Source organism: Hufsiella arboris (assembly GCF_009834875.1).
Taxonomy (GTDB): Bacteria; Bacteroidota; Bacteroidia; order Sphingobacteriales; family Sphingobacteriaceae; genus Hufsiella_A; species Hufsiella_A arboris.
Genome location: NZ_WVHT01000001.1, coordinates 414,163 through 430,230, shown reverse-complemented (window position 1 = coordinate 430,230; position 16,068 = coordinate 414,163). Strand labels below are relative to the sequence as shown.

Annotated in this window: 12 protein-coding genes; 9 read left to right on the top strand and 3 right to left on the bottom strand. The window is 43.8% G+C overall.

What is annotated here, in order from left to right:
* Window positions 1-8: 8 nt before the first annotated feature.
* Window positions 9-3,260: a SusC/RagA family TonB-linked outer membrane protein gene (locus GS399_RS01825; protein WP_160842867.1), complete on the bottom strand. Its 3,252-nt coding sequence runs from the start codon at window positions 3,258-3,260 to the stop codon at window positions 9-11.
* 329 nt (window positions 3,261-3,589) lie between these two features.
* On the opposite strand from GS399_RS01825, the gene GS399_RS01820 reads away from it, so the two are divergent.
* From GS399_RS01820 to GS399_RS01785, 8 genes are all read left to right on the top strand, one after another.
* Window positions 3,590-5,908, top strand: coding sequence for a glycoside hydrolase family 20 protein (locus GS399_RS01820; protein ID WP_369410089.1), 2,319 nt, complete (start codon window positions 3,590-3,592; stop codon window positions 5,906-5,908).
* Window positions 5,909-5,912: 4 nt separating this feature from the next.
* A complete protein-coding gene (locus GS399_RS01815; RefSeq protein ID WP_160842866.1) occupies window positions 5,913-7,226 on the top strand; it encodes a gluconate:H+ symporter in 1,314 nt (437 codons plus the stop codon).
* A 4-nt stretch (window positions 7,227-7,230) separates the two neighbouring features.
* A complete protein-coding gene (locus GS399_RS01810) occupies window positions 7,231-7,695 on the top strand; it encodes a RidA family protein (protein ID WP_160842865.1) in 465 nt (154 codons plus the stop codon).
* 1 nt (window position 7,696) lies between these two features.
* A complete protein-coding gene (locus GS399_RS01805) occupies window positions 7,697-8,815 on the top strand; it encodes a D-TA family PLP-dependent enzyme (RefSeq protein WP_160842864.1) in 1,119 nt (372 codons plus the stop codon).
* A gap of 3 nt (window positions 8,816-8,818) precedes the next feature.
* On the top strand, window positions 8,819-9,889 hold the full coding sequence (locus GS399_RS01800; protein ID WP_160842863.1) for a dipeptidase: 1,071 nt from the start codon (window positions 8,819-8,821) through the stop codon (window positions 9,887-9,889).
* A gap of 875 nt (window positions 9,890-10,764) precedes the next feature.
* Complete coding sequence (locus tag GS399_RS01795; protein WP_160842862.1) at window positions 10,765-12,177, top strand: ATP-binding protein; 1,413 nt, start codon at window positions 10,765-10,767, stop codon at window positions 12,175-12,177.
* Window positions 12,178-12,192: 15 nt separating this feature from the next.
* On the top strand, window positions 12,193-13,854 hold the full coding sequence (locus GS399_RS01790) for an FAD-dependent oxidoreductase (RefSeq protein WP_160842861.1): 1,662 nt from the start codon (window positions 12,193-12,195) through the stop codon (window positions 13,852-13,854).
* An 11-nt stretch (window positions 13,855-13,865) separates the two neighbouring features.
* Window positions 13,866-14,135 (top strand): UBP-type zinc finger domain-containing protein, encoded by a 270-nt coding sequence (locus GS399_RS01785; protein ID WP_160842860.1) that lies wholly within the window; start codon window positions 13,866-13,868, stop codon window positions 14,133-14,135.
* Window positions 14,136-14,191: 56 nt separating this feature from the next.
* On the opposite strand, the gene GS399_RS01780 is transcribed toward GS399_RS01785, so the two are convergent.
* Complete coding sequence (locus GS399_RS01780; protein WP_202409355.1) at window positions 14,192-14,602, bottom strand: OsmC family protein; 411 nt, start codon at window positions 14,600-14,602, stop codon at window positions 14,192-14,194.
* A 318-nt stretch (window positions 14,603-14,920) separates the two neighbouring features.
* Here GS399_RS01780 and GS399_RS01775 point away from each other — a divergent pair, with 318 nt between their 5' ends.
* Window positions 14,921-15,418, top strand: coding sequence for a UpxY family transcription antiterminator (locus GS399_RS01775; protein WP_160842859.1), 498 nt, complete (start codon window positions 14,921-14,923; stop codon window positions 15,416-15,418).
* Between the two features lie 4 nt (window positions 15,419-15,422).
* Here the strand turns inward: GS399_RS01775 and GS399_RS01770 are convergent, their stop codons facing one another.
* Window positions 15,423-16,067 (bottom strand): hypothetical protein, encoded by a 645-nt coding sequence (locus GS399_RS01770; protein WP_160842858.1) that lies wholly within the window; start codon window positions 16,065-16,067, stop codon window positions 15,423-15,425.
* Window position 16,068: the final 1 nt, after the last annotated feature.

The following is a 16,068-nucleotide window of genomic DNA, read 5'->3' as shown; positions in this document are numbered from 1 at the left end:
TTTTGAGATTAAAGGCCGACAACTAAATTGAATCCAAAAGTTCTGGTTGAAGGAAACTGGGCAGTTTCGAATCCTCTTACGATATCGCTTCCTGCGAGTGTTCCAAATTCAGGATCAAAGATTGGCCACTTTGTCCAGATATACAGATCGCGGCCGTAAACGCCGATCGTGGCGCGCGAAAGCCCCAGTTTTTTGGTTAGTTTGTTACCTAGTGTATAGTCGAAACGCGCCTCTCTGAACTTGATAAAGTCGGTCGAGAATGTATTACCTTCTGCATTGTCAATACCGTAATGAGAACGATAATAGTTATCGATATCGGTTGCGGTCACATCGTTGGGGCGGTATGAGCCGTCTTCGTTCATTATAACTCCGTTTCCGATGATGCCATTGTACCTTCCGGGAAGCGTGTTCGTTGTTTTACCCTGTTCGGCGAGTTTATAATTAGTCAGGGAATAGGCAACAGCTCCGAACTGTGCATCAAACAGCAGGTTTAAACGGAATTGTTTATACCCAAATGAACTGTTTATACCGCCGCGCCATTTCGGTGTGGTATTGCCAAGGTAAACCAGATCATCCGAAAGTTTTGCGAACCCGGTTTTCGAGTCGTAAATAATCTGGCCGTCTGGCGAGCGCAGGTAGCCTCTTCCATACATGTCGCCCATGCTGCCGCCAACTTTTGCAACAATCTGTCCGTTACCTGTTGGTCCGTATTGAAGTACCAATGTAGAGTCGCTCAGCTCTTCAATTTTATTTTTGTTTGCCGAGAACGTCAGGTTAAGGTTCCAATTGAAGCCATTTTTTGTCTTGATCGGTGTTCCGTTAACGGCGAGCTCAATTCCTTTATTATTAACTTTGCCAGCATTGATAACGGCCTTTTCATAGCCAGAGGACCGGTCGACAACGCGATTAAGTATCTGATCTTTGGTGGTACCCGAATACAGTGCAAGATCGAAACCTAACCTGCTTTGAAAAAAGCGTACATCTGCACCAACTTCCACCGAGCTGGTTCTTAGCGGACTGAGGTTAACGTTTGGAAGAAGTGTCGGATTGACCAATGCGCCGGAATAAACACTTCCGGGAGAAACATAATTGAATGAGGTAGTGTACGGGTTCAAACCTCCGCTGCCCACGCTGGCGTATGATGCTCTCAACTTGGCATAGGAAATCGCCTTTGGTAATGTAAAGATTGATGAGGGAATAAAGCTGGCGCTGAACGAGGGGTAAAAGAAACCGGCTTCATCGGTACGTGTCGGCGTCGCTAAAACACTGTTCCAGTCCTGGCGACCAGTTGCATCAAAAAATAAGTAATCACGATAATTTAACGATAGTAGTCCGTAAAAGCTGTTTAACGAATATTTTGATTTATAAGGTACAGTTGCCAGAGGACCGGCAGCATTCGAAAAGATATAAGAACCCGGATATACCAGAGAATCCGCTCTCGTCTCGTCGCGATTATAATTGTTTTTAAGCATGCTCCCACCAGCGGTAGCAGTCAGCGTTAGATCATGGGTGATCTGTTTGTTATAACGCAACAGGAAATCGCTGCTCGCCTCCTGTGAGTAAATGTTTTGAGTTCTGTATGAGCCTTTAGGTAGTTTAGATCCCGAGTCGTAAGGCCGCTGTTGCGAACGCTGGTCGTAAGAAAAATCGAGTGATGTTCTGACCTGGAGGCTTAAATCTTTTGTAAAGTTATAGCTTGCCTGAACGTTCCCCGTTACACCATTGCGGTTTGTTTTGTTCAGGAACTGGTAGGCAACGGCGTATGGATTTTCCGGGAAGGTGCTGTATGGATAGAATATTTGCCTGTCTTCTTTTCCGTTTACCCAATAATTCTTCAGCCAGTCAAGGTCCGCATTTGGCTGCCAGAAGATAAACCAGTACATGATGGATTGATTTCCGTAACCGGCACCGGGAAGATTGTCGGCCCATTTATTGGTATAATCAACCTTCGCGGCAATATTAAGCTTATCGCTGATCTTAGAGTTAACCGACATTGATACCGAGTTCCGGTTATAGCCGGTGTTAGGGGTGATCCATTTATTGGTTACGTTAGTTGCTGAGAAACGTGCGCTGGTTTTGTCGGTTCCGCCATCAACGCTGATGGAGTTCGTATAGGTTTGTCCGGTTTGAAAATAGTCGTGAATTTTGTCAGTGTAAGGAACCCATGGCGTCCGTGTTGCCCCGGTGGTTTGAGTAGCTGGATCAAGCTGGTAAAACATCTGGCCGTCGAATTTAGGACCGTAAGCCGAGCTTGTTCCTTTAGTACTTACCCCATCTTCGGTATTGTTGAACGAGTAATAATCGGCTCCCGCGAGGCCCTGGCCGTATTCAAATTGCAGGTCCGGCCAGCGGTTTACACTTTCAAAGGACGCATTAGAGTTGAACGTTATGCCCAAACCTTTGTGTTTGCTTCCGGATTTAGTTGTGATGATGATTGCGCCATTAGCTCCACGCTGCCCATACAGCGCTGCCGCCGCCGGACCTTTTAACACGTTTACGCTTTCGATATCTTCCGCGTTGATATCGTTAATGCCGCTTCCGTAATCGGCCGGCATGTTGTCGCTGCCGGTTCCATAAGCTTTATCGCTGTCATTTGCTGAGCGACGGCCGCTGCCGTTGTTAATCACAACACCGTCGACAACAATCAGGGCTTCGTTCTCACCGGTTAGGTTATTTTCTCCGCGCAGAATGATTTTGTTTGATCCGGTTGGACCGCTGTTCGAGCGGATCATGTTCAGCCCGGCAACTTTACCCGACAGAGCGTCCGTCCAGTTTGCCGATGGTGCATCCGTTAGTTGTTGGCCGTTGACAACGGTGTTGGCATAGCCAAGCGATTTTTCATCACGCTTAATACCTAGGGCAGTTACTACGACTTCAGTGAGTTCACTTGATTTCGGCTTCAGACGTATAATCACTTTTTCCTGAGCGGAAACGAAGTTTTTTGACAGCGCATTGTAACCGAGATAGCTGAAAGTTATCTCCGAACCTTTGCTGGTTCTTATGGTAAATTCGCCATTGGAATTAGTGGTTCCAAGATTTTTTTTCTGAGCATCAGCGATACTCACTCCGGGCAGCGGATCATTGCTAAGGTCGTCAACCACAACGCCTTTAACGGTTAGTACATCGGTTTGTGCATTCACATTTTTCGGCAGCAGTGCAGTAAATGTGATCGCCATTAGGGAAAAGAGAAGCGAAATCCCAGGCCGTTTTAGCCTTTTGAAATGACTTTTCTTTGAGAAGTAAGTAAAATTAATCTCCATATTTTTTTGTTTTTTACCGGCTGATTGACGGTATGGGCATTTAAAATCGGGCGCAAGTTTTAAACTGCATATTAACTGCAGTTTAAGTGCATGTTATGAAAATGAACACTGCGAGGGAGGTAAAGTAACTGATGGGACTAATCAATGATAAATGACTGATTAGTGGCTGCTAAGCAGATTAATGATTTAATCGACTTAAAGAATGGTAACAAAAAAATTACCAGGCGCCATCGGCGAAACGTTGGATAATAAAAGCAGTTAGGCGGCGGAGATATCGGCTCGGAAAATTTGTTATCTTGCTTGCAGTATTAACCTGTTAAACTCGCCGGGTGCAGTCTAAACTTAAATCAAAACGAACGCTGATAAAGCTTGTAAGTAAGGTTTTATTTGTTTTTCTGTCTTCTCAGTACTGCTTCGGACAGGCATCAAAATCGCTGTTATCGGTCATTCCTCAGCCCGTCAGTATTACTGTAGGCTCAGGGAGTTTTACGATAAACAGGTCGACCGTCATCAATCTTCAACCCGGAGTTAACAGGCAGAGTCTTGTTTTTTTCCAACGTTATGTCGAATCCTATGCGGGATATAGTTTAACAGTATCAAATGCATTTTCTGGTAAGAATGTCATCTCCCTGCGAATAGACAGCAACCTGGCTGCTCAAAAAGAAGGCTATCGGTTGACAGTTACCCCGCAGCTTATTGAATTAACAGGTCATGACGAAGCCGGCGTTTTTTATGGATTACAAACGCTGATACAATTAATCCATGTTTCAACAAATAAAATGGTATCTGTACCAGGATGCTCGATAACGGATTATCCACGCTTTTCATATCGTGGGATGCACCTGGATGTTAGCCGCAATATGTTTCCGGTAAGTGCCATAAAAAAATGGATAGACGTTCTGGCACTGTATAAGATCAACACGTTTCACTGGCATTTGACCGATGACCAGGGATGGCGGATTGAAATCAAGCGGTTTCCGAAACTGCAGACAATTTCCGCCTACCGGGATGAAACCCTGATCGGGCACAAAAAAGAATTGCCTCGTCAGTTCGACGGGAAACGCTATGGCGGATATTACACACAGGAAGATGCCCGCGAAATTGTAAGATACGCGAAGGAACGACATATTACGGTGATTCCGGAAATTGAGATGCCCGGCCATGCATCGGCTGCATTAACCGCCTATCCAAATCTGGGATGCAACGGCGGCCCTTATCAAACCGCAAAATTCTGGGGAATATTTGACGATGTCTTTTGTGCCGGCAACGATGACACCTTTAACTTTTTAGAACAGGTTTTGGACGAAGTGATAGCGATTTTTCCTTCGGAATACATTCACATAGGCGGCGATGAATGCCCTAAAACAAGATGGAAATCCTGCCCAAAATGCCAAAAGAGAATTTCCGACCAGCATTTAAAAGATGAGCATGAACTTCAAAGCTATTTTATACAGCGCATCAGTAACTACCTACTAAGCAAAAACAGAAAAATTATCGGCTGGGACGAAATCCGGGAAGGCGGATTAACTACCGGAGCGACAGTTATGAGCTGGACCGGCGAAGAAGGAGGCATCGCTGCTGCCAGGCTGAAGCATGATGTGGTGATGACACCGGAAAAATATGTTTACCTAGACTATTATCAATCATTAAATCCCAACGAGCCGCTCGCCGCTGGCGGGTATCTGCCCTTAAGTAAGATTTATAGCTACGAACCTGTACCGGCTGTGTTGAGCAGCGAAGATGCTAAGTACATTAAAGGGGTACAGGCTAATGTATGGACAGAATATATGTCAACTATCGAGCACGCGGAATACATGATCTTTCCACGTCTTCTTGCACTGGCGGAATTGGGATGGACATCGAAAGCAAATCGTTCTCTTCCTGATTTTTTAAAACGTGTGCGGGTAAACGAGCCGCTTTTAAAGAAGCTGGCTGTTAATTATTCGACTAATTATGATGAAATAACTGACAGCATAATTCAATCGCCTAATAACATTCCGCTGGTGAAATTACAAAGTACAAGTCCAAACGCGGAAATACACTACACCTTAGACGGAAGCGAGCCTGCTATTGAAAGTGCCATTTACCAAATCCCGGTTAAAATAGCTGAATCGTGTATATTGAAGGCATCACTTTTCGAAGGAGGCTTAAAAGTACAGCGAGCCTATCAGCGTCAATTTGTAATACATAAAGCCACGGGTAAACCAGTTAAACTAAAATACGAAGCCTCCGGCAACTTCAATCCAGGGAATACCCTTGCTTTGACCAATGGTGTTTCTGGAACTAACAGATATAATGATAGCCAATGGTATGGCTTTAGTGGCAGCGATTTTGAGGCGGTGGTCGATTTAGGAACAATCCAGCCAGTGACTTTGGTTGGAACAAATATCCTAAAGTATCATTGGCAGAAAATGTGGGAACCTTCCGAACTCGTGTTTTATTTATCTCAGGATGGAAAAGATTATAAGCCGGTGTATCGCCAAAAGGAATTCCCGGTAAACGGTATAAATAAGATCAGGTCAACTATTCCAGCCACTGAAGCCAGATTTGTTAAAGTAAGGGCGGTTAACAAAGGAATTATTCCCGAAGGTGAATATGGCGCGGGCGGCAAAGCCTGGTTATTGGTGGATGAACTGATTGTAAACTAAGATTATGACTATACTGATTGTTGTTATCGCGATTATCGCTTTGATCATTCTGATCTCGACCTTTAAGGTAAATGCTTTTCTTTCGTTTCTGATCGTTTCCATTTTAGCCGGATTAGCGCTGGGCGTGCCGGCAGACCAGGTGACAAAATCCGTTGAAAAGGGTTTGGGCGATACGCTTGGCTCACTTGTCATCATACTCTGTACAGGTGCTATGCTTGGAAAATTGATTGCGGAAAGCGGAGCCGCCAGGCAGCTTGCAAATGCTATGATGAATGTTTTTGGCGTGAAATACATCCAGTGGGCAATGGTTGTAACCGGTTTCATTATCGGAATCCCCCTTTTTTATGGCATCGGTTTCGTATTAATGGTGCCATTGATCTTTTCGATCACTTATCAGTATAAGCTTCACCCCATTTTTATCGGCTTGCCAATGCTAGCTGCTTTGTCTGTCACTCACGGTTTTTTGCCGCCACACCCATCGCCTTCTGCATTGGTAGTTCAATTTAACGCAAACATGGGGTTGACGTTAATTTATGGGATTATCGTCGCTATACCCACAATTATACTGGCAGGGCCGATCTTCGCAAAATCGTTAAAAGGAATACAGTCTCACCCACTCGAAACTTTTATTCCAGTACAATCAACGGAATTCAAAACACCTTCGGTAGCCGTGAGTTTCGCTACGGCGCTTTTGCCCGTTGTATTGCTTATGCTGGAAACGGCGCTACCTTATCTGATTACCGGTAGTTCTTTTAAAAATATCATTACGCTGATAGGACAGCCATCGATCGTTATGATCATTGCGCTGATCGTAGCGACGATTTCTTTAGGATTGAACACCGGTAGAAACATGACTAAAATTATGTCGATCTACGTCGACGCCGTTAAAGATATCGGTATGATCTTGTTAATCATCGCCGGTTCGGGAGCGTTGAAGCAAGTGCTGACAGACAGCGGGGCCAGCAACGCGATTGCCGCAAGTTTGCAGCATGTAAGCTTGCCACCATTGGTTTTGGGCTGGCTGATTGCGGCAATCATAAGGGCATGTGTCGGTTCGGCCACTGTTGCCGGCCTTACAACAGCAGGTATTATTGCACCTTTAATGCAACAAACTCATACGGACCCCAATCTAATGGTTTTGGCAGTCGGAGCCGGCAGTTTAATGTTTTCACATGTCAACGATTCCGGCTTTTGGTTGTTTAAAGAATACTTTAATATCAGTGTAAAGGATACCGTCAAATCCTGGTCGGTTATGGAATCGCTAGTTTCGGTTATTGGTATTCTGTGTGTGTTACTTTTGAATTTTGTAATTAAATAACGATATGAGTTCTGCAGACGAAAATTTTGAAAAACTTGGTTTATCACTTCCGCCCGCGCCTTCACCTTTAGGTGTATACAAGCCATTTCTGATAGATGGAAAGTATCTGTACGTGTCGGGACATGGCCCGGTACAGGACGATAAAAGCCTGATTATTGGCCGTATTGGTGATTCAATCGATATGGAAAACGGAAAGCTCGCTGCAAGGCAGGTTGGGCTTACAATCTTGTCTACCATTAAAACGAATCTGGGTTCCTTCAATAAAGTTAAACGGGTTATCAAGGTTCTCGGGATGGTTAACTGTACGCCCGATTTTGAGAAGCATCCTTATATCATCAACGGCTGCAGCGAACTTTTTGCTTCAGTCTGGGGACCTGAAAATGGAGTTGGTGTTAGAAGTGCTGTTGGCTTCGGATCGCTTCCCGATAATATTCCGGTTGAAATCGAGGCTTTGTTCGAATTAGAATAACATGGAGGCATCTGAATCGTCCTGGTTTTCAATCGCTGATGTTGACAAATTAGATACGCCGGCATTAGTAGTTTTTCCTGAAAGGATTAAACACAATATCAATCTGTTAAAAACGATGATCGGCGATGTCAATCGCCTGAGGCCGCATGTCAAAACCCATAAAAGTCAAAGCGCAACTGAACTGTGTCTCGCAGTGGGAATCAATAAGTTTAAATGCGCTACTATTGCCGAAGCAGAGATGCTGGGAATGAGTAAGGCCAACGATGTGCTTCTGGCATATCAGCCCGCTGGTCCAAAACTCGAACGATTCATTGCGCTTATAAAAAACTATCATGGTACAATGTTTTCCTGTTTGATCGATAACAAAGAGACCGCCGCTCATATCTCGGATGTAGCCTATAAAAATGGCATCAAGATCCCGGTGTTTATCGACTTGAACGTTGGGATGAACAGAACCGGAATTGCGCCCGACGAGCGTGCACTCGAGCTGTTTTTAGCTGTCAGAGGCTTTCCGGGAATAATTGTCAAGGGCCTCCATGCTTATGACGGACATATTCACGATGCCGATTGCGAAATCAGAAAATTTAAATATTTGCAGGCTTTTAGCCCGGTTGAAAAATTGGTTGCGGAGTTAAAGGCGAATAACATATTCCCAATAATTATTGCCGGAGGAACGCCAACGTTTCCGTTTTTCGCCGCGAGAAACGATGTCGAATGCAGCCCGGGTACTTTTATTTACTGGGATGCAGGTTATGAGCAGGCATTCAGCGAGCAGACTTTTTTGCCTTCGGCGGTATTGGTTAGCCGGATAATTTCGTTGCCCGATTCAACGAAGATATGTCTCGACTTAGGTCATAAATCTGTCGCCTCAGAAAATGTGCTGGAAAAGCGGGTTGTGTTTTTAAACGCCGGCAATTTGAAATTCGTCGGGCATAGTGAAGAACACCTGATTTTAGATGCCGGTGAAGGCCATTCTTTTAAAACAGGCGATGTCTTGTACGGAATACCCTATCATGTTTGCCCGACTGTTGCCTTATATGAGCGGGCAGTTATTATAGAAAATCATCAAATTTTGGGAGAATGGCCAACCATTGCCCGCGATCGTAAAATTAATTTTTGACGAATGTTTATAGTAGATGCCCATCTCGATTTAAGCATGAATGCGCTCGAATGGAACCGTGATCTAACCCGGCCAATTGAAGAAATTAATAAACGGGAAGAGGGGCTGTCTGACAAACCCGATCGAGCCAAGGCTGTCGTGTCGTTACCTGATCTGCGAAAAGGAAATATCGGCCTGGTAGTGGCGACGCAGATCGCACGATATGTCGCGCCCGGAAATCCGCTTCCCGGCTGGCACTCCGCCGAACAAGCATGGGCGCAGACTCAAGGCCAGCTCGCCTGGTATAAAGCGATGGAAGATGTCGGGGAAATGGTGCAGATCATTGATCTGGCAAGCCTGGATAAACATCTTGGCTTGTGGTTCGGCCAGACAGATAATTCCAAAAATCCGGTTGGTTATATTTTAAGCCTCGAAGGAGCAGATTCACTCGTTAATGTGTCGTATCTCGAAAGAGCTTATAAGTACGGACTTCGTGCTGTTGGCCCAGCTCATTACGGACCGGGACGATACGCACAGGGAACTGATGCAACAGGTTTTATGGGAACAAAAGGTCATGAACTTCTAAAAGAAATGGAACGGCTGAATATTATCCTTGACGCCACTCATCTTTGCGACGATAGTTTTTGGGAAGCTCTTGATCACTTTAATGGCCATGTTTGGGCCAGTCATAACAATTGTCGTGCGTTGGTGAATCACAACCGGCAGTATAGTGATGAGCAAATCAAAGCGCTGATAGATCGCGGCGCCGTTATCGGAGCTGCATTGGATGCGTGGATGATGGTGCCAAACTGGGTTCGTGGTAAATCGACACCCCAAGGAATGAATTGTAACCTGGAAGTGATGATAAACCACATTGATCATATTTGCCAGCTGGCTGGAAACACGCTGCATGTTGGCATTGGATCTGATCTGGATGGCGCATTTGGAAAAGAGCAATGCCCGTATGACCTGGAAACAATAGCAGATATTCAGAAAGTAAAAATGTCACTTAACAACCGGGGTTATTCCGAAGCCGATATAGAAAACATTATGCACAGAAACTGGATACGTTTTTTAAGAAAGGCCTGGGCATAAAAAAACCGGATATGACCTCCACATATCCGGCTCCATAGGTAGATGGAAAAAAAACTTAATAACCTTTCGAATTTACGATGAAGAAATGCTTTCATCTTATTCTATTTGGAACAACAAGCCTTGCTGCCTTGGGTTCTATGGAAAAATACCTGTTTTGGCCGGAATTAATACCTGTTCTTCATCGGCTGAACTGGATGGCGCCGTTAATTAGCAGAGAACAGGCTAGGTAAACGTAAAAGTCGATTCTTTGTCAATTTCCCTATCCACCCAAAGCTACCCACTGTGCTTCCGTATTATTTCATGTGATATGAAAAGCCCTGGCCCAACTCCTGGTATATTTTTTCGGTAACAGCGTCTGTGCAGCCCACCAGGCTTATCCGGGCAAATAAACTTTCAATAATGGTATTTGATAATTTTTTCTGTACCAATCTATTGCTGCAATCAGTTCTTGTTTTTGCACCGAATTGTTGCTGATATTTTCAAAAATATACATACAATGGTTAGCGACGCCACAAATTAACTTCGACCGAAGCAATGAAAGCTTAATTTCATTAATGCGGCTTACCTTTATCCGTAACTCACCCTGATTTTCACAAATAAATTCCGTGTCAGGCATGCTTGAATAAGATAAAAGCAAGAAATTTTTTAAACTGGTCCTCATGACAAATCGTAATGTGAGATGTAAAAGAACAATTAATTAAAGAAATCAAACAGGGATTAAATACCTGTTTAGTACGATATAACTACCTGTTTTATAAGGTGTACCAGTCGGAGCTTCTTAAAAAATGGCAGGTAAATATTAGATATTAATTAAACCAGGATTGAAATTGATCAATATCATTTTAGGGCAGCCGGATAATACTTAATTTTAGTCAATGCAATCAGTAGGTGTTTCGTGGCTCGGAAAAATTGAAATACTTAAGGATGTTCCTTATGAACAACTTCAGTGGTTTTTAGATAATAGTGTGTATCGCGAGTTTCGTGCCGGTGAATTTTTGTTCGAACCGGGTGATACTATCCTGGGAACCCACATCATGATAACCGGTAAAGTGCGCTTGTACATTTATCAGGGTAACAACAAAAGAGAATTGGTTACTTATGAGGCCGGAAGTATTTCTGGTTATCTCCCATATTCCCGTGGGAAAATCGCTGCTGCTTACGGCGAATTTATTACTGACGGTGCGCTGATGACTTTTCCGATCGAAAAAATCCCGGAGCTGGTAAAGTTTCATTTCGAGCTTACGCAGGCACTGGTGCATATGATGACAAATCGTGTAAGAGAATATACCGCTTTCCAGCAGCAAAATGAAAAAATGATGGCGTTGGGAAAACTCTCAGCCGGACTTGCCCACGAACTCAATAATCCTGCAGCTGCCATTGTTCGTGATTCGCATACCTTGAAGAAACATCTGCGGCTACAGCCGGAAGCGTTTAAAGATGTGATTTCAATCCGGATGGATGCTGCACAGGTTGACGCCGTAAATAATGAGTTGTTCAAAATTCTTAACAAGGAAAAGCCGGCGCCACTTACTTTGATGCAGCGAAGCCGCAAGGAAGATGAACTCGATGATTGGTTTGAAGACCATGCGGTTGCTAACGCTGAGGAACTTGCCGGAAACTTCGTTGAGTTTGGTTTTAATCTCGACGATCTCGAAGGATTTAGTCGTAGAATTCCGGCCGCTCATTTAAGCCCGATATTAAACTGGATGAACAATAATCTGGTCACAGAAAAAATCGTGATGGACATCGAGGAAGCTTCGAACCGCATTTCGCAGCTGGTTAGTTCTGTTAAAACGTTTACCCATATGGATCAGGCTTCCGATAAGCAGCTAACCGATATCCATACCGGGATAAAAAACACCATCACCATGCTCAGCCATAAGCTGAGGAAAAATAATATCTCACTGGTTGAAGACTACGGGCAGGAGGTGCCCAAAATAATGGCTCTTGTCGGCGAACTTAACCAGGTCTGGACAAACATCATCGATAATGCTATCGACGCATTGGAGCCGAACAAAAAAGGAACGATAACTATTAAAACCCGTCTGGACGGAGAGTTTATTGAGATCACCATTACTGATGACGGCCCCGGCATTCCGGCTGAGATTCAGTCAAGGATTTACGATCCGTTTTTCACCACAAAAGAAATTGGCAAAGGAACTGGTATGGGGCTCGAGGTCGTCCATCGTATAATCAATCAGCACCGGGGAACGATTAAGTTTAAATCTATTCCGGGACAAACGAGTTTTATCATTTGCCTCCCTGTAAATTCTGAAAAGTTAAACTGACAATATGTATCTGCCATGAACAAACCAATTCTTTTATCAATAGATGACGATCCGCAGGTATTACGGGCAATTAGCCGCGACCTTAAAGCGCATTTTAACAATAACTATAAAATTATCAGCACCACCTCAGCTAACGAAGCGCTTGAAAGCCTGACGGAATTTAAAAATTCGGGTGAAGTAGTTGCGATGTTTCTCTGCGACCAGCGCATGCCCGATATGGAAGGCGTAGATTTTTTAGCTAAAGCAATTGCATTTTATCCGGACGCCAGGCGTGTTCTGTTAACGGCATATTCAGATACGGAAGCGGCGATTAAAGCAATAAACGACGTTCGGCTTGACTATTATTTAATGAAGCCATGGAATCCGCCGGAAGAAAAGCTTTATCCGGTACTGGAGGATCTTTTGAACGAATGGCAAAGCGGCTACGTTCCGGATATTAGCAGAATCAAGCTTATCGGGTTTCAGTTTTCGCCAAAATCTCATACGATTAAAGATTTCCTCGCGGGTAACCTGATCCCGTATAAATGGCTCGATATAGAAAAAAGCGATGAAGCGTCGCAGTTGCTAAGCATTAATAATCTAACGAATGAAGATCTTCCGGTTGTAATTTTTGAAGATGGCGATGTGATAAGCCAGCCATCAATACGCGCTATCGCTCAAAAGACAGGGTTAAATCCGCAGGCGAAAAATGAAGTTTATGATGTGGTGATTATCGGTGCCGGTCCGGCGGGATTAGCTGCTGCCGTATACGGAGCTTCGGAAGGATTGAAAACGTTATTGATTGAGCGTAAAGCGCCGGGCGGGCAAGCTGGAACAAGTTCGCGGATTGAAAATTACCTGGGTTTCCCATCGGGATTGAGCGGCGCTGATCTTACACGCCGAGCAATAAGCCAGGCAGTAAGGCTGGGCGCAGAATTTCTTTCGCCTACCGGCGTAAAAGACATCAAACAAAAAGACGGCTATAAAACGATCATATTGGATGACGGGCCGGAGGTAATAAGCCGTGCGATAGTCATTACGACGGGCGTTGATTACCGCAAACTCGATGTGCCGGGAATAGAGAATTTTACCGGCGCAGGTGTTTATTATGGCGCTGCTGTTACCGAAGCTTCGGAATGTAAAGACAAACAGGTATATGTTATTGGCGGTGGCAACTCGGCCGGGCAAGCGGCGATGTATCTTTCAAAATTTGCCAAAAGCGTTTACATCCTCATCAGAAAGAATAGCCTTCAAAGCACCATGTCGGCCTATCTGATCAAGCAGATCAGTGACACGGAGAACATCGAAATAATTCCTGAGACCGAGGTTGTGGAAGTTTGCGGAACTAAATCGCTTGAGCGTATCTCGATTTCAAATATCGTTACAAAGAACACTGAAGTTAGAGCGGCCGACGCGCTTTATATTTTCATCGGCGCCAAACCTTATACCGATTGGATTGAACTGGATATTATAAAGGATAAGCGTGAATTTATCGAAACGGGACGCGAACTTATCAACTACGATGAATTTGGAAAAACCTGGAAGCTGACCCGGGATCCGTATCTGCTCGAAACAAGCTGTCCGGGGATATTTGCGGCTGGCGACGTTAGGGCAGGAGCAATGAACCGCGTGGCATCAGCCGTAGGCGAAGGTTCAATGGCAATTAGTTTTGTACATAAATATTTAGCGGAAGTATAACATCATCTACTATGAACCAGGAAATATGCGATCACATAAAATCTCTTACCGAAGTTAATGTTGGTGAGAACTACGTTTGTGAAGAATGTGTTAAAATAAACGGAAACTGGGTTCATTTACGAACCTGCCAGGAATGCGGAGCGACTTTATGCTGTGACGATTCACCATCTACACACATGACCAAACATTTTCATAAAACAGGTCATCCGGTTGTGGCATCTGCAGAGCCGGGAGAACGCTGGCTTTGGTGCTATAAAGACGAGGCTTTCGCGGAATATTAAGCACATAAAAAAATCCGGCCAATCGACCGGATTTTTTTATGGTGATTGCTCAACGCTTACGAAAGCGTCGCTTCCGAAGTTATTTCTGTATCGAGTAATTTGGAAATAGGGCAATTCTCTTCGGCATCTTTAACCGCTTCCTGGAACTGCTCTTGGCTGATGCCCGGCACGCTTGCAGTAACAATTAAATGCGATTTTGTTATAGCGCCATTTTCAAAAGTTATCTCACATCTGGTGTTTAGGTTATCGGCGGTGAAGCCCTTTTCATTTAAAACAAAGCTTAGTTTCATGGTAAAACAGCCGGCATGTGCTGCGGCCACGAGCTCTTCAGGGTTTGTGCCTACGCCGTCAGCAAAACGTGTATTAAACGAGTACTGCGTTTTGTTTAGTACGGTGCTTTGGGTTGTTAAATTACCTTTACCTTCTTTACCTGAACCTTGCCATTCGGCCGTTGCATTTCTGATCATGATTATGAGTTTAATTTTCTGATTTTATAAACAGATAGCTTGTCATTGAGTTTGAACGAAGTTATAAAGCCGGCAGGGTATGTTCAAATGAAATTAGTCAAAATGGCTAAAAATAGCTATTGCAATACAAGCCAAGGATGCTGAATTTAGACAAAAGCAAAAGTATCCATCAACGATTTTTGATTGCCCTAACAAAATTGGTACTTGCTGTTACGGTACTAAACCGGATCTAAAACCTCTCAAATTTCAAGCTTTATTACAACCTCTCCGAGGGTGAAATGAAGTTTAAAAAATTAGGTCGATTAAATCTTTACGGTAATGCAAGCTGAACTTAAAAGTAACTGGTATATTATTTATACATTCCCAAACCTTGAAAAACGGATATACAATGAACTGGTAAAAAAATGTATACATGCATACTTGCCTATGCAACGTGTTATCAGGCAATGGAGCGATCGGAAAAAAGAGTTGCAGATTCCACTATTTCCGAATTATGTTTTCATCAACACTACTGAAAAAGAAAGATTTAAGCTTTTTAATATCAGCGGTATACTTAAATTTATTTCTTTTGAAGGCAAGCCCGCAGTAGTTTCCGAGGATGAAATTCTTCAGATCAAACAATTTGAAAATACAGAGTTTGAGGTAGAGCCGCACCTCGTTCAGGGCGATGATGTAATGATTGTTAAAGGGCCGTTTACAGGGATGCGTGGGAAACTATTTTCTAAAAGAGGAAAAGAGCGGTTCGGTATTCGGCTGAATTCCATTAATCAGTCGTTATCACTGGAAATCAGCACAGCCAACGTCAGGAAAGTTTAAGATTTTAAACCAGGCTTTCTTTACTTAACTGGCTCCATTCCTCGTAACCTTTCCTGAAAACGAATTCGTTTGTATTTTCCAAAATAGCTGAAGGGAAAAGATATTGAAGTGACTCGCCGTATCGAGCTTCCGATTCTCTCGGGGCCCAGGGCTTGGTTGCGCCGGCTACAAAAACCGGATTCAGCAGATCGTAAAGTTTAACCATCACCTGTGACAGCGTTTCCGCGTCCAGCGTTTGGATGAATTTGTCTTTCAAAAAAACAGCGAACAAGCCGTCGTAACGGGTTTCGTCACCGGAAGATTTTATGTAAGCCTTGATAACCATATCCGGAGTTGATTTCGACGCTTTAAATTTCGATGGTCCTGGGAAAAACGCTTCAACATTTTCAAATTGAAAATTATCGGACGATTGTTCTTTACCAGCCCATTTTTTTAAATCATCGTTGTTCCATTGCAGGCTTTTAAATTCAATCCAGTCTTTTCTTTGTTTATCGTAAACTGACGGATGAACGGCACTATCGGAACCTGCTTTAGCAGTTAATGGCTCAATTGTTTTCACGATATTTTCCCAAAAGGACAATGATTTCAATTGTTCGCCTTTGAAAAAGAACACACGAAGCTTAAATTCTGAATCGTAATCTGTTTGCATT